The organism is Paraprevotella xylaniphila YIT 11841, from assembly GCF_900683745.1.
Taxonomy (GTDB): domain Bacteria; phylum Bacteroidota; class Bacteroidia; order Bacteroidales; family Bacteroidaceae; genus Paraprevotella; species Paraprevotella xylaniphila.
The window spans coordinates 4,059,487-4,074,829 of sequence record NZ_LR215980.1; the positions used below are offsets into that span (position 1 = coordinate 4,059,487).

The 15,343-nt window shown below is 43.1% G+C and carries 12 protein-coding genes; 11 read left to right on the forward strand and 1 reads right to left on the reverse strand.

All coding sequences use genetic code 11. The annotated features are described in order from the left end of the window. Positions 1-1,728: a lysine--tRNA ligase gene (gene lysS, locus E0E47_RS16855; RefSeq protein ID WP_008628560.1), complete on the reverse strand. Its 1,728-nt coding sequence runs from the start codon at positions 1,726-1,728 to the stop codon at positions 1-3. Positions 1,729-1,972: 244 nt separating this feature from the next. Between lysS and E0E47_RS16860 the strand changes: the two genes are divergently transcribed. The 11 genes from E0E47_RS16860 (at position 1,973) to E0E47_RS16910 (ending at position 15,343) form a co-directional block, all read left to right on the forward strand. Continuing rightward, entirely contained in the window at positions 1,973-2,602 is a 630-nt protein-coding gene (locus E0E47_RS16860; RefSeq protein ID WP_008628559.1) for a hypothetical protein, read from the forward strand. A 204-nt stretch (positions 2,603-2,806) separates the two neighbouring features. Next, entirely contained in the window at positions 2,807-4,150 is a 1,344-nt protein-coding gene (locus E0E47_RS16865; RefSeq protein ID WP_232038498.1) for a rhomboid family intramembrane serine protease, read from the forward strand. 814 nt (positions 4,151-4,964) lie between these two features. Beyond that, positions 4,965-5,708, forward strand: a complete 744-nt coding sequence (locus E0E47_RS16870; protein WP_021981534.1) for a UpxY family transcription antiterminator — start codon at positions 4,965-4,967, stop codon at positions 5,706-5,708. Between the two features lie 78 nt (positions 5,709-5,786). Continuing rightward, complete coding sequence (locus E0E47_RS16875) at positions 5,787-7,331, forward strand: ATP-binding protein (protein ID WP_130894252.1); 1,545 nt, start codon at positions 5,787-5,789, stop codon at positions 7,329-7,331. Positions 7,332-7,822: 491 nt separating this feature from the next. Then, entirely contained in the window at positions 7,823-8,539 is a 717-nt protein-coding gene (locus tag E0E47_RS16880; protein WP_130894253.1) for an acylneuraminate cytidylyltransferase family protein, read from the forward strand. A gap of 58 nt (positions 8,540-8,597) precedes the next feature. Then, positions 8,598-9,317, forward strand: coding sequence for an acylneuraminate cytidylyltransferase family protein (locus E0E47_RS16885; RefSeq protein ID WP_008628547.1), 720 nt, complete (start codon positions 8,598-8,600; stop codon positions 9,315-9,317). Positions 9,318-9,805: 488 nt separating this feature from the next. Continuing rightward, on the forward strand, positions 9,806-10,414 hold the full coding sequence (locus E0E47_RS17730; protein ID WP_232038499.1) for a glycosyltransferase family 52: 609 nt from the start codon (positions 9,806-9,808) through the stop codon (positions 10,412-10,414). Continuing rightward, positions 10,407-11,822: an oligosaccharide flippase family protein gene (locus E0E47_RS16895; RefSeq protein WP_008628544.1), complete on the forward strand. Its 1,416-nt coding sequence runs from the start codon at positions 10,407-10,409 to the stop codon at positions 11,820-11,822. Before E0E47_RS17730 ends, E0E47_RS16895 begins: the two co-directional genes overlap by 8 nt. A gap of 7 nt (positions 11,823-11,829) precedes the next feature. Next, on the forward strand, positions 11,830-13,113 hold the full coding sequence (locus tag E0E47_RS16900) for a glycosyltransferase (protein WP_008628543.1): 1,284 nt from the start codon (positions 11,830-11,832) through the stop codon (positions 13,111-13,113). A gap of 9 nt (positions 13,114-13,122) precedes the next feature. Beyond that, entirely contained in the window at positions 13,123-14,379 is a 1,257-nt protein-coding gene (locus tag E0E47_RS16905) for an O-antigen ligase family protein (RefSeq protein ID WP_130894256.1), read from the forward strand. Further along, complete coding sequence (locus E0E47_RS16910) at positions 14,348-15,343, forward strand: glycosyltransferase (protein WP_130894257.1); 996 nt, start codon at positions 14,348-14,350, stop codon at positions 15,341-15,343. Before E0E47_RS16905 ends, E0E47_RS16910 begins: the two co-directional genes overlap by 32 nt.

A 15,343-nucleotide genomic window follows, 5' to 3' on the forward strand; every position in this document is an offset into this window, starting at 1 on the left:
TTATATTTTAGCAATCCATTCGGCCACGTCGTTGACAGATGGCTTTTCGATGTCGAGTTTGTATTTCTTGATGACCTCTCCCACTTGTTGCTGTAGCTTTTGCGGATTGACGTCCTTCATGTCGCTTACCAGGTTATATCCGGCTTTTTGCAGCACGGGCACGAGTGCCTCGGGCACGCCGATGGCAGCGTATTTGTCGGCACTGTCCTTGGGTACTTTCTTTTCAGGGCGCATTTGCGGGAAGAAGAGAACCTCTTGAATCGTGGTCTGGCCCGTCATGAGCATGACCAGACGGTCGATGCCGATACCGATGCCGCTAGTGGGGGGCATGCCATATTGCAAGGCACGCAGGAAATCCTGATCGATGAACATCGCTTCGTCGTCGCCCTTCTCGCTCAGGCGCATCTGTTCGATGAAACGCTCTTCCTGATCTATCGGGTCGTTCAATTCCGAATAAGCGTTAGCCAATTCCTTACCGTTGACCATCAACTCGAAACGTTCGGTCAACGCCGGATTGCTACGATGTTTCTTGGTGAGCGGCGACATTTCCACCGGATAGTCGGTGATGAAAGTCGGTTGGATGTAAGTACCCTCACAGAACTCGCCGAAAATCTCGTCGATAAGTTTGCCTTTACCCATTGTGTCGTCGATTTCCAGGTTCAGGGTCTTGCATATCTCGCGGATTTCCTCTTCGCTCTTCCCGTTCAGGTCATATCCTGTCTTTTCTTTGATGGCCTCTAAGATGGGCAAACGACGGTAAGGAGCTTTGAAGCTGATGGTCTTTCCGTCCACCACGCTCTCCGTGCCCCCGTTCACGGCGATGCAGATGCGTTCGAGCAGTTTTTCGGTAAATGCCATCATCCAGTTGTAATCCTTGTATTGTACGTATAGTTCCATGCAAGTGAACTCCGGATTGTGGCTCTTGTCCATACCCTCGTTGCGGAAGTTCTTCCCGATTTCGTACACACCTTCGAAACCGCCTACGATGAGGCGTTTCAGGTAAAGTTCCGTGGCGATACGAAGATACAGGTCGATGTCGAGCGAGTTGTGGTGGGTAATGAACGGGCGCGCACTGGCTCCTCCCGGGATGGATTGCAGGATAGGTGTCTCCACCTCCGTGTAGCCTGCTTCGTCCAGGGCGGCACGCAACGTTTTCAGGATGGCCGAACGCTTCAGGAATGTTTCCTTTACGCCGCTGTTGACAATCAAGTCCACGTAACGTTGGCGGTAGCGCAGTTCCGGGTCGTCGAAAGAGTCATATACCTCGCCGTCTTTCATCTTGACGATGGGCAGGGGCCTAAGGCTCTTGGCCAAAACCGTCAGTTCTTGCGTGTGCACGCTGATTTCTCCTGTTTGAGTCTTGAAAACAAAGCCTTTGATACCGACGAAATCTCCCAAATCAAGTAATTTCTTGAAAACGGTATTGTATAAATCCTTGTTTTCTCCGGGACAAATATCATCGCGGGTGACGTACACCTGAATGCGCCCTTTGGAGTCCTGCAATTCGAGGAAAGAGGCTTTGCCCATGATGCGTCGGCTCATGATACGGCCCGCGATGCACACTTGGCGTTTCTCTTCCGCAGCATCATTGTATTCGGCTTTGATGTCGGTCGAGAAAGCATCTGTCGGGTATTCGTCAGCCGGATAAGGGTCGATGCCCAAGGCACGGAGTTCGTTCAGGTTGTTCCTTCTTACGATTTCTTGTTCACTTAACTCTAAAACATTCATTTTTATTCTGATTTCGATATTTGGGACAAAATTACAAAAGTTTTTTGAGTACCCCAATGATTTACCCGTTTATTAATATGGGGCTTAAGTTTCCGGAAGCATGCTTTATACTTCCTTTTTTAGAAAGTCAGACTTGCATTGTTAAATTTGTGTTAAATATCTGGGGGGGGTAATTTTATTAAGTATAAAAACGCTAACTTTCGCAAACAAATAAGTAGAGTGATAACTTTTAAAAAATGGAACTATGGGAACAAATGTTTGGAAAGGAGTTTTGGCCTTATGTGTAGTTGCCGTTACGATGGCATCATGTGATTTTGTGAATAAAATGAAAGAGAATGCCACCACTACGCCGTCGGACACGATTATCGGAGCCAATGTCGGCGAGTTGGACGGGAAGATAGATGAATTGTTGGAATTGGCCAAGGCAAAAAAGGAAACGGCAGAGTTTGCCGAGATTTATACCTATTTGAATTACAAGCCGGGCAATCCTTCTACGAGTGTGACGATACAAATCGTGACGCCGGAAGATAAGAACAAGATGGCGGAATATAGTTGGTACGACAATAAGGATGTCCGTAACAAACTGGATAAACAGGACATGGTGATTTCGGATCATGACGATAATGTGATTGACACTTATGACGGCTTCAAGGATATGCTTTTCACCTACAATGACGTGTCCAAACTGGTGGAGAACTTGCCGGTGTTCTGTAAAGAGGCTTTGGAGGCGTCCGGATATGGGGAAGAGGGCTATGTGCGAAGCTACCAGATAGAAAAAGGTGATGCTTTTATTACGGTGGGGCATAAGTCTTCCAATATGTTGACCAAATCTTATCATATTGCGGAGGACGGTGAACATATTATAAAGGAATAAAGAGAAAGTTTGATTTTTGGTGTTTTGCTGCCATTTTCCATCCTGTGAGGTGTTGCTACACCGTTTTTTAGGATTGGGATATGGCAGCGTTTTTTGAGGGTGGATTTGCAGATGGACAATCACAAGGCTTTTGATCCTGATATGGGTTCGAGTCTGTCTTCTCGGTTGGTATCAGGCAGTGGCGGGGAAAGAAGCTTCGAAAATATGGATAGGGATGTGTTGGCAGGTGCTGCCGAGCCCGGAAAAGGCTTTTTTCTATCTTTTTTCATTCCTCGTAGGGATTTTTGGGCTATTCCGTTGCTTTTGGGGTGCAACATACTGGTGTTTTTCGTGATGTGTTTGACCGGCGTGGGGGTGTTGGAGCCGGATAATATCAGTTTGTTGCATTGGGGAGCCAATTTTGGCCCGTTGACTTTAACAGGTGATTATTGGCGTGTATGGACTTGCAATTTTGTACATTCCGGCCTTATACATTTGATAATGAATGTATATGCCCTTTTGTTCGTAGGCTTGTTTTTGGAACCTATGTTGGGCTCTCTCAGGGTCGTCATGGTCTATTCTCTTGCAGGGCTTTATTCTTCGGTGGCCGGTTTGTTTTGCCATGCAGACTGGATTAGTGTAGGGGCTTCCGGAGCAATTTTCGGCCTGTATGGTGCTTTGTTTGCCCGTTTGTTGTTTTATAAAGGCCAATCTTCCTGGCGAAAGATTTTGCTCATTGCCATCGGAGGATTTATTTTGTATAATTTGTTGTATGGGATAGGGGATAATAATGTGGATAACGCTGCGCATACAGGAGGGTTGGTCGCAGGATTCTTGTTGGGGGTGGTATATGGAGTGGCAGATAAGGTGCGTGAAAAGGGCAAACGGATGGTTGTGGCTTGTCTGGCAGAGTTCGTCTTGTTGTCTGAGCTTGTCTGTTGGTTTTCCGCCTTGACACACGGAATGCCTCCCGATTACCAAGACGTGCGCGAAGCTTGGCGGAGTGGGCAGTTGGAAGCCTATGTGGAAAACGGAGAAACGGGTATTCATCCTGAAGAGGATGGTATGGGGCAGAATAGGGAGTATACCGTAGTAGAGGGTTGGACCATGACAGATCAGGATGTCTGGATTCCTTTCAGCGATGAAGCGAGTGGTTTCAGTTTCCGTTATCCGTCCAATTGGCATAGAAAGCCGGATGGATGGTCGGATTTCCGCATCGAAAACGGGTTGAACTGGATGACTATAGAGTATTCGGATGCTACGGCTGATACGGATGCCCAAGGGATGAGGGATGCTTTAGAGCTGAGCGTATGTGACGGTGACGGGCATTTGCTTGTGGGGTGTACTTGCGAAACGGTCGTTCTGAACGGGGTTGAATTTGTGAAAGTCAGTAGCCCTCAACGGATTTCCCTCAAGGATGGAAAATGGATTGAGGCGAGGCGTACCACTTACGGATATTATAAGGATAATCCTTTACGGTGCATGACCATCGTGCAGTGGGCCACGAGTGAACCTTTCCGAAAAGAGATGGATGAAATGGCACAAAGTTTTTTCGTACGGGAACCATAAAGGGCATTTGATTTTTCTTTTTTGTGAATGACGGCTGAAGGTTCACCGTAAAGCGTTGTGCCACAGTGTGGAACGCATTTTTTCGGTGACCCCCTTGTGAAGGCTGTTTGAGTGAAGGGTTCACCTTAATCGTTTGATTATTAGATAGAATGAAGGATGTGAACCCTTTTTTAATGAAAACATAATGAAGGGGGTGGGGAAGGAACATCACCTGCAGGACATCCGTAAAAAGTTCTCAGTAGATTGCTCGAACGTTTGCCGCACACCGGAAAGTCGTTTGCCTGACGTTTTCGGACTGTTTTCACATTTCGATGGGACCAAGGCGGCATCGCTGAAGTTTATGAGTTAATTAAAGGTGAATTTTTTGAATGGAATGAAAAAATAATTATCTTTGCCGCAGAATTTCCGGGTTCGTGCGAAGCTTGTCCTGACGGAGTAATTTGTCAGGGATGCTGAAAACGGACGGAAGCCTGCGCCGAACCGCTTATGCGGGGGAAGGGTGGGGACGGAGATTCGCGACATATTAAAGGCGTTTACGTGACGTCTTGTTCTTGACTCTAAGGAATCTGGTAAATTTCAATCACTGTCAGGGATGAGGCAACAGTAGATGTCCTCGGGATGTGTATATATGCGCATCCCTTTTCGATACGGGGCACTGTGTCGTAAAGGGAGAAGTTATATCCATATCGGCGTGGGCTCTGGATGTTGCTCGTTCAACAGTGATGGGCATACCAGAGCCTCTTAGGGTGGGACGAGTAACGACGGTCTCACGCTTTTTTTGTGTCGTCACACAGGACTTCCGTGCCAAGGTGTGATGGATACGTTGATTAATGTAGCCAGTATTCCGGAAGAAAGCGGTAGCCGTCTTCCGAGTGAGGGATTGCCTCCCGTCACAGCCGCCGGTTCGCAAAGATGCGGGACCGGGGTGTCCTTGGAGTATGTCCTGCATCCGACGCACGGTCTTCCGCAAGAATGCCGATGGTATGTTTTGAGAGCTACGTATGGACGTGAACGGGAGGCTGAAGACTTGTTGAAGAAACGGGGCGTTTTGGTGTATGTGCCGAAACGGAAGACATTGAAGATGGTGAAAGGAGAGAAGAAGAAAGTAGAGGAATCCCTCTTGCCCAATCTTGTTTTCGTGTTTACGGACGAGTGCACGGCTCGCCGTTTGGTGTCATTCCCATTGAAATCTGAATCCCGTCGAAAGGACAAGATGCCCGTAAGCCTCCATTTCATGTACGACCATACGTCTTTGAATGAAAACGGGCTGAATGACGTGGTGGTTATACCCCACAAGGAAATGGTCAATTTTATTCGTTTCACCATCGGAGGGAGCGAGTCTATCCGTGCCGTCTCGCCGGCTGATTTCCGGATTAAGAAAGACCAACAAGTCGTGATTACCGAAGGGGATTTCAAGGGCGTAGTGGGGCGAGTGGCCCGTATAGACCGCCAGACGTGTGTCATCGTGGATTTGCAGCCGATATGCTTTCTGGCTTCGGCCTATATTCCTAAGGCTTTTTTGAGGGAACTTCCCGTACAGGATAAATCATGTATATAATAAAAGAGGTAGAAATGTTTGGTTTATTCTTCTTTGGCCGTTATCTTTGTGGAAGAATCATTTAAACAGGTTGTGAAGATGAGGTTTCCCATAGGCATACAGAGTTTTGAAAAACTGATAAAGGCCGGTTATCTATATGTGGATAAAACGGAGCTTATCTATAAGATGGTGGATACCGGTAACTATTATTTTCTGAGCCGTCCGCGACGGTTTGGCAAATCATTGTTGGTTTCCACTATCGAGGCCTATTTCAAAGGGAAAAAGGAGTTGTTTAAAGGGTTAGCCATGGAACGGCTAGAGACGGATTGGACGGAATGTCCGGTGTTTCATCTCGACTTGAACACCGGGAAATACGAAAGTGTCCAATCGCTTTTAGATACGTTGAACGAGGCCTTGACGGCATGGGAGCAAGAGTATGGGGCAGTGGAAGCGGAACGCAACGTGGGCTTGCGCTTCAAGGGAGTTGTGCAGCGTGCTTACGAAAAGACAGGTCACAGGGTCGCGATATTGGTGGACGAGTATGACAAGCCGTTGCTTCAGAACATCGGCAACAACGAACTTCAGGAAGAGTTGCGTGGCATTCTCCGTTTGTTTTATTCCGTGCTCAAGACGCAAGACCGCTATATCAAGTTTGGTTTGCTAACCGGAGTGTCAAAGTTCAGTAAACTCAGTGTGTTCAGCGACTTGAACAATCTGGAAGATATTTCGCTCAATCGCAATTGGGCTTCACTTTGCGGTATCACGGAAGAGGAATTGCACAGCGGGTTGAAACCGGCGGTGGAGGAGATGGCGGAAAGTAACGGACTGACTTATGAAGAAACACTGGACCGATTAAAAGAAATGTACGATGGTTATCATTTCGATCGAGATTCCATAGGGGTGTACAATCCGTTCAGCTTGTTGAATGCGTTGAAGAACAAACAATTCAATGACTATTGGTTTGAAACGGGCACTCCCTCTTTCTTGGTGGAGATTCTGAAACGTACGAATTATGAATTGAACCATTTGGCGCACGAGGAACAAACCTCGGATATGTTGAACAGCATAGATTCCGTACATAGGAATCCGGTTCCTCTGCTTTATCAGAGTGGTTATCTGACCATTAAAGGATATGACGAACGTTTCAGAATGTATAAGTTAGGCTTTCCGAACCAGGAAGTGGAAAACGGATTTGTGCGTTACCTGTTGCCATATTACGCCCCGAAAGAAAGGGGTGAATCGGAGTTCTTCATCCAAAAGTTCATCCAAGAGGTAGAGCGCGGCGATGCCGAAGCTTTCATGGAACGTTTGCAGACGATGTTTGCCGATAACAGTTACCAGGTAATGGGCAAGATGGAGCTCTACTTTCAGAACACCATGTATGTCATCTTCAAGATGATGGGCTTTTATACCGAAGTGGAGCGCACTATCCATCGCGGCCGTATCGACATCGTCATCAAAACGTCGGATTACATCTATGTGATGGAAATCAAACTCGACGGCAGTGCCGACGAGGCTTTGCGACAGATTCATGAGAAAGGCTATGCCGAGCCTTACCGGAAAGATGGCCCGAAGGTGTTCCTCGTAGGTGTGAACTTTTCGTCTGATACCAAAGGGGTGGAAGAGTGGAAGGTTGAGGAGTAAAGAATGAAAGTGAATCTAATGGAATCCGAGAAAACCCAAGGCGTGGTATGCTGATTGGGAGGTGTCCGTTTGTCTTGAGTTTTTAGGAATAGGTATCTTCCGTGATGCCGGTGCTGAAATGGCAGCAACTTATCACAGTGTGATTGGAACGGTAAAGCTTCATGGCGGTTCCATCTGGAACTTCATCGGAACTTTTTTTTAAAATCTTTAACGGGTGTAGGGGTTATGTCAACATGGTTTCTGGCAAAATCACTTTGGCTATTGACCAATGTTAAATTCAAAACTAATTTATTAACAAAACTCGGTTTAGGGTATTGAAAAATGCCCTTTCAAAGGGATATGCCCTAAATTGAGTGCTTACATTTTAATCTTATATTAGACGTACGGCCTGAAAGGCAGGGGGTATGTCAGAATTGGATGTTTACGGTATAATCGGAAAACATCTATAAATGTATTAAAATCAACTGTCATATTAAAATTAAGAAGTAATTATGAGGACAATTACAGCTGTCATTCCTGTGCGTGCCGGTAGTACGCGCTTGAAAAACAAGAACGTAGCCCCTTTTGCAGGGACTAACCTGTTAGTTAACAAGATTCGTCAATTACAAGAAGTGCCGGAGATTACCAAGATAGTGGTTTCTTCAGATTCTGACATGATGTTGGCAATGGCCAAGACTGTAGGTGCTGATACACACAAGCGTGCTCCTGAATATTGTGATGAAAAGACAAAAACATTCGGTGAGGTAGTGCGGCATATAGCTGAGAATGTAGACGGTGAAACTATATTATGGGCCACTTGTACTTCTCCTTTGGTTTTTCCAAGGCATTATAGGGAAGCTATTGCTGCATATTATCCTGCGTTGGGGAATGGCTATGACTCATTGATGAGTGTTGAGTGTTTCAAGCGTTATATCTGGAATGAGAATGGACCGCTGAATTATGAATTGGGTTTGAAGCATGTGCCAAGCCAACAACTGCCTGCTTTGTATTTTGTAACAGATGGCATCCTGATGGCTCCAAGAGAGAAAATGATAGAATGGGCATATTTTCATGGTCAACATCCCTATAAATTCATCGTTGATAAAAGAACAGGATGTGACATAGACGATGGTTTGGATTTGGCATGTGCGCGTGCGTGGTTGGATATGGATGAGTCTGTTTCTCAGATAGACCCATATATGGTAAATACTACTGTTGGGGGGGGGTAAAATATAATAACATAATATATTGCAATCCTCTTTTCCACTTGGCAGAAAGGAGGGTTGCATGAAAATTTCAGCATTGTTAACCGGGCGTGGTAATAACTCCCTTAAAGACAAAAACATTCTTCCAGTTCTTGGCCGACCGCTGTGTCAATATCCTGCAATGGCAGCAAAGGAATGTGAACTTATCACCGATTTTTATGTCAGCAGTGATGATGAAAAGATTTTAAGTGCTGCTGAAGAGGTCGGATATAAGCGTATTGTCCGCCCTGCAGAGTTGGCATCACCTACAGCTCAACATGTAGATGCCATTGTTCATGCGCTTGGTGTAATGAAAGATGATGGATGTGAACCAGATATATTGGTAGTTTTACTCGCAAATAACGCTATAACTAAGACTGAATGGATAAGGGAATCTATAATGAACCTTATTGATAATCCGGGATTATCAGCGTCATGTCCAGTTATGTTGGAGTTGGATCGCCATCCTTATCGTAGCAAAAGATTACGTGAGGATGGCTGTCTTGATACTTGGTTTGATTTTCATGGTCGTCAAATATCAACCAACCGTCAGGATTTACCCTTGAATTATGTGCTTTGTCATAATTTCTGGTCTCTTCGCCTGTTAAATTCCATTTATGGCAAGGAGGAAGGTCAGGCTCCTTGGAGATTTATGGGTAATTATGTTAAGCCTGTTATTGTGAAGGAAAGTTTTGACGTGCATGACATGGATGATATATACCGTACGGAGAAATGGCTTAAATCGGAAGGTATGTTTTGGTGATTCTTGCTAACATGAATTACCAAAAATCAATGTAAAGCCTATGGAATAAACAGTATTGATAACTCTAAAATAATATATGACATATGACAAAAAGAGACCAAAGGGTTTGCATGCCAAACTCATTGTATTGTTTCATGTTTTACCTCTTCCTTTCTACGGAAGAGCAAATAAAGGATACAGTGTATTTTTTTACGAAAGATATTCCTGAGGAAATACGAAAGCATATGCCGCACCGGTATTTTTTAGATTTGAGGAAATTGTATTTTAGGAATCGTTTTGTTGCGGCTTTATTAGTACCTGCCATACGGAAAATCAAGTATCCGGAACTTTTTCGTTCGGAAATTTTTGGATTGGATTTTAATTGGTGGTTGTTGCGAGGGCTGAAGATGGGGTATGTAGAAGACTGCCCGAACGTGTTGGATATATGGGAAAAGAGCAGTCTTTACGCACGGTATATGTCGTTTGAAAAAGCACCCTCGTTTAAACGTATGATAGCGAGATTTTTTTTCGGGGATTATTATTGTCACCCTGTCGGGACATCACGTCTAGTTACCGCTGTTTATACTTCTTCCCCTTATGACAAGCCTTACCATAAGGGGAAAGAGAAAATAGTCATGCGTCTTGAAGAAGCATGGAACAGTTTTCCAGAATCCAAGAAAGAGCTTATTCTTAGGATTTTTAATATTGATGAAGAATGTATGGACAGATTCAGGAGTTGCAAAGTCATCTTGTTGACGCAGCCTTATGCCGTAGACGGGCACATGACAGAGGAGGAACAGATGAATGTTTATAGAAAAATAGTGTCTCATTATGGCGAGGATAATGTGGTAATCAAGCCTCATCCGCGTGACAAGTGTGATTACAAGTCTTTTTTTCCGCATGTGGAAGTGTTCGACAAAGTGGTTCCCATGCAACTGTTGGTACTTTTAGGTGCGGGGTTTGAACGGGTTGCGACTATTAATTCATCATCGGCCTTGTCATTTGGTTTGGATACGGCTATTGATTGGTGGGCCGAAGAGATGGAACGTGACCTTGTGAAAGATGAAGGTTTCTGTACGTTGCAAGAAGCCCGTCAAGCACTTCAGAAACATGGGTAGAAATAAAATATTAGCCAAAAACATATCATTTGTCCTGATAGGCAATGTGGGCTCCAAGTTAATGGGGTTCATTATGTTGCCGTTGTACACGAGTTGGCTTTCACCCGCAGATTATGGTGTCACCGACATTATGGGTGTTTATGCAGGGCTGTTGCTTAACGTAGTGGCGTGTGATGTGAGTGATGCCATATTTGTGTTTCCTTCAGGAGCGACAGAAGTTGAAATAAAAAAGTACTATTCATCTGGATTCTTTTTTCAGATTTTTTGTAGTTTATTGTGCGCCTTTGCTTTCTTTCTGTTGACGTTTATCGGAGCGAAGAATAGCTTTTTTGAATATATATGGTATGTCTATGGCATTTTAATTTCAAATTTGTTTCAAAAATATGCGCAGGATTTTTGTCGTGGTATCAATAAAATGTCTGTGTTCAGTTTTACCGGGATTGTGCAATCGGCATCAATAGCTCTTTTTTCCATATTACTCATTCCTCGTACGGGTGTTTATGGGTTTGCTACTGCGATGATAATCGCTAATACAATAACTGGAATATTTACTTTTTTCTATTCCCGTTCATATCGGTTCTTGTCCGTATTTATGTTTGACTGGACTTGTCTAAAACGAATGTTGAAATATTCCATACCGCTGATTCCAACGGCCATCATGTGGTGGTTGGTGTCCAGTTTAAACCGGCCATTGTTGGAACGGCATGTAGGGATGTTTGCCATTGGTTTGTTTGCTGTGGCAAACAAATTACCTAATGTGCTGAATATGGTTTTTGGATTATTCCAACAAGCATGGAATATAACGGCAATAGAAGAATTTGCAAAAAAAGATTTTTCTCTGTACTACAATAAGATGTTCCGGGTGGTTTTCGGTATGCAGACGTTTCTTTGCATGGTATTGGTCTTGTTTTCAAAGTTGTTTGTCATGCTGTTTACGTCAGCAGAATATATGGAAGCTTGGAAGTATGTTCCATTGTTATGTCTGTCGGTTTTATTTTCAAACACTTCGGCTTTTGTTGGTTCTGTTTTTACGGCAATTCGGAAAAGTAATTATATTTTTATTTCCACTATTTTTGGAGGGGTAGGAGCCATCGTTTTCAATTACTTGCTGATACCTCAATATGGTTTGTTGGGTGCTTGCGTGGCTATTATCCTATCTCACTTATTGTCGATGGTGAGCCGAATATTCTTTTCTGCGGGTTTTGTAGAGTTTAAAGCAAAGGCGGTAATAGTATATAACATACTAATTATCATGTTGCTTTATTTTGTTAGTTTGATGGAAAAAGGGTGGATTTTAGGATTTACCTTTGCCATAGGTTTAGTGGTATTTGTGAGTGTCAATCATGACACATATTCTATATTGATTTTAAAATTGAAAAATACGGTAGGTAGGCATATAAATAAGTAAAAACATTATGAAAAAGAAAATTGCCTTTTATTTGAATAACCCAACATTACCAGAGGGTGATTATTCTTCTATTATAACTGGAAACCCGGGCTTGGGTGGGTCGGAATACGAGTTTTTGTTAGTTCCTTATTTGTTGGAACAAAGAGAAAACGAAATAGATGTATACCTTTTTGTGAATTTTAAGGGAACATTTCCTCATAAGAATGTTTTTTATGCAGGGCAGTTGTACGATGTTTGCGTCAAATGCTGTGACTTGGGGATAAACTTGTTGGTTGTGGATATTAAGTATTTTGATAAAAATGTGTTGGATGGCTTTTCGAAATCCTTGTCCATTCTTGTTTGGGCGCATAATACTGTGAAATATTCCTTGTTGGATTTATTTGTGAAGTTGCCTTACGTTCAAAAGATAGTGAACGTGGGGCGTGAGCAAATGGAATTGTACCGTGACCATTTGGCCACATTAAAGTCTACCTACATATACAATATATTCCCAATAAAAGAACGGGAGTATTATGCGGCTGAGGATAGGGATAACCATAATGTGGTTTACATGGGCAGTATAGTGCGTGCAAAAGGGTTCCATGTTTTAGCCAGTGCATGGAAAAAAGTGTTGAGTGAGATTCCCGATGCCCAATTATATGTAATCGGGAGTGGTAAACTGTACAATCGGGATGCCGGGTTAGGACGATATGGGATTGCGGAAAAAGATTATGAGGATTTGTTTATGTCGTATTTGACAAATGAAAAGGGGGAAGTGTTGCCTTCCGTTCATTTTCTGGGAATCTTGAAAGAAGAAAAATTAGGCGTAATGGGAAAATGTAAGGTTGCAGTACCTAATCCTACAGGAGTGTCGGAATGTTTGCCTATAACAGCTATGGAAATGCAACTTGCTGGTTGTAGTATTACTACGGTTTTGCATCCTGCTTATTTGGATACTGTTTTTAATAAGTCTTATTTATACCGGAATCCTTCCCGATTGGCACAATATATCATAGCTCGTATTAAGTCTCCTTCGGATGATGTTGGGGCATTATATGATTTTATACAATCCCGTTTTGGTGTAGAAAAAAACATCGAACGTTGGGAACAACTGATTTTGCATCCGGATGAAGTTGGTGTAGAGGAAATTAGTGAATATAACTATCATCACAAGAAAATAAAAGAAAAGTTGCTCGTATATAAAATGAGATATCCATTGTTGAGATGTATTCCACCCGTAGAAATTTTTTATGATGGCATTTCTACAGTTAAGTATTATTTGTCCCGAATAGCGGAGAAACTAAAGAGGTAAAATAGGCGTATGGCTATTATTTATGTATTATTCGCTTTTTTCGTCCTATTGACTTTATATGATTTTAAGAAGGGGGTATTATTGTTTATGCCTTTTAAGCTTTTTTTTGGAATGAATGTAAGGTTGTTGCCGAGTATGACGGTTGATTTTGCCTTTTGTTTATTTGCAATATCTCTATTTGGGCTGAGGAGGCACTTGTTTGTGAAAGAGAAATTCCCTTTAAAAAAATGTTTTGTCATTTATTCAGTTTCCTATGTGTTGAATTGCTTGTATCCGGATATGGCATTGAATTATATTCCAAGAATTTTGATTAGCGTGTTATGCTTTTCGTATGTATATTACTGTTGTTTGCAGAACCGGAAAGATATATATTTTGCTGTTTATTCTTATCTGTTTTTTATAGTTCTCTTATGTGGAAATGGGTTATTAGGCCCCTTATTGAGCATAAATCCTTTGGATGATTATATTCAATCTGTATCCAATGAGGAACTTTCGTTCTTTTCAGACAATGATTTGGTGCGTTTTGGTCGTGAACGTTATAGGTCTTTTATTCCACATGCCATAAGTTATGGCGTATTGTGCGTGACGCTATTGTACCTTCTTGTATGGTATTTATTGAAAGTGGCACGCGGTGGAAAGGCTTGGATAATTATGGGGATTTGTTTGTTGTTAAGTGGGGTCGTGATATGTACGTCACGTACTCCGATTTTGGGGCTGTTCCCTTTTGTCATGATATTCCGTGATATGAAAATATCCTTTCGAAAGATAAGGCCTTTTCTCTTAATCCTTGTTTGTTTTCTGTTGCTACAAGGCGATTATGTCTTGTACCTTTTAAAATCCGTATTTGCATCCGATGTGGCTGACGATGCGGGAGGAAGTTCCACGGAAATGCGGATGGTCCAGTTTTCCATCGCATTAAGGTTCTTTTTGCAATCACCCTTGTTTGGCCAAGGGATGGAATTCAATCCCTCATCATTCTATAATGAATTTTATGGGGGAGAATCGGTTTGGTTGCCCTTATTGACTAATCAGGGGTTGGTCGGATTGGCCGGATACCTTTTTTATAACGTATGTTTGTATAAGATGGCTCGGCCATCGCCGGGCAAGAACGTTTTGTATGCCTTATTGTTGTCATGGTTGATTATGCGTTCTGCTACAAGTCTCATTGGGGTTACGGATGCAACGTTTTTATCTGTTTTCTTCATTATTTATAAATGGTATAATATAGAACAACATGCTACTGACAATTATTGTTCCCGTTTATAATGTGCGTGACTATATTTTATGTTGCTTAAAAAGCATTTGGTCTCCGGAAGTTGAGGCACTTTATGAGGTCATATTGGTCAATGATGGTACTTCGGACGATTCTATGGAGGTTGCAAGTGGATTTATTCCTACGATGTCCAACATAACTGTCGTAAACCAAGAAAACAAAGGCTTGAGTTGTGCGCGCAATGCGGGGTTAAACCTTGCCAAAGGCAAATACGTGTGGTTTGTGGATAGTGATGATTGGCTTCTTCCCGAAGCTGTGAGCAGAGTTATTGATGTGGTACGAAGATGTGATGGAGTGGATATGATTGCTACCCGTTTGCTTCATCATGATGAGGCTACCGGAAGGGAGTCTGCTGAGAATTTCCCTTCCATGTCTGCAAGGACCGGACGGGAATATATGTTTGTGGGGAATCTGAAAGGAGCCAGCCAACGCTATATCTTGCGTCGGCAGTTCCTTTTAGACAATAACTTGCGCTTTCTGCCGGGTGTGTATCACGAAGACGGGGATTTTGGAATCCGAATGACTTATCTGGCGCAATCTTGCTATGTTCTGCCGGATCCGGTTTATGTGTATAGGCTTCGAAAAACTGGCAGTATTATGTCTTCAAGAAAGCAAAAAATGAATACCGACTTGGTGACGATTTACCAAGGCTTGCTTGAGTTTGCTGATTTGCATGTTTCGCGTGAGGATTATTGGCCGTTCCGCGCCCAAGCTATTGCTTGTTTGTGGGATACCATCTTGTTCTCCCGGCAACAAATATTTACTCCGGAGTTTAAGGAGTTCTATGCGAAATTTAGCAGGTATATCCATCAAGAAACCGGGATTCTGTTAAGGCACAGTAGGGCTTTGACGTTAGCCCAGACCCGGGCCGCGATACATTTCTATTTTTTCCCTCTTGCTTGGACAAAGGCCAAGCGGTTGTTACGTGTATGCTTAGAAAGGTTTAAATGTAAATAG

Excerpts from the sequence above, each read along its gene's own strand:
- lysS (WP_008628560.1), bottom strand. The coding sequence starts at position 1,728 with ATGAATGTTTTAGAGTTAAGTGAACAAGAAATCGTAAGAAGGAACAAC.
- E0E47_RS16860 (WP_008628559.1), top strand. The coding sequence starts at position 1,973 with ATGGGAACAAATGTTTGGAAAGGAGTTTTGGCCTTATGTGTAGTTGCC.
- E0E47_RS16865 (WP_232038498.1), top strand. The coding sequence starts at position 2,807 with ATGGATAGGGATGTGTTGGCAGGTGCTGCCGAGCCCGGAAAAGGCTTT.
- E0E47_RS16870 (WP_021981534.1), top strand. The coding sequence starts at position 4,965 with ATGGATACGTTGATTAATGTAGCCAGTATTCCGGAAGAAAGCGGTAGC.
- E0E47_RS16875 (WP_130894252.1), top strand. The coding sequence starts at position 5,787 with ATGAGGTTTCCCATAGGCATACAGAGTTTTGAAAAACTGATAAAGGCC.
- E0E47_RS16880 (WP_130894253.1), top strand. The coding sequence starts at position 7,823 with ATGAGGACAATTACAGCTGTCATTCCTGTGCGTGCCGGTAGTACGCGC.
- E0E47_RS16885 (WP_008628547.1), top strand. The coding sequence starts at position 8,598 with ATGAAAATTTCAGCATTGTTAACCGGGCGTGGTAATAACTCCCTTAAA.
- E0E47_RS17730 (WP_232038499.1), top strand. The coding sequence starts at position 9,806 with ATGATAGCGAGATTTTTTTTCGGGGATTATTATTGTCACCCTGTCGGG.
- E0E47_RS16895 (WP_008628544.1), top strand. The coding sequence starts at position 10,407 with ATGGGTAGAAATAAAATATTAGCCAAAAACATATCATTTGTCCTGATA.
- E0E47_RS16900 (WP_008628543.1), top strand. The coding sequence starts at position 11,830 with ATGAAAAAGAAAATTGCCTTTTATTTGAATAACCCAACATTACCAGAG.
- E0E47_RS16905 (WP_130894256.1), top strand. The coding sequence starts at position 13,123 with ATGGCTATTATTTATGTATTATTCGCTTTTTTCGTCCTATTGACTTTA.
- E0E47_RS16910 (WP_130894257.1), top strand. The coding sequence starts at position 14,348 with ATGCTACTGACAATTATTGTTCCCGTTTATAATGTGCGTGACTATATT.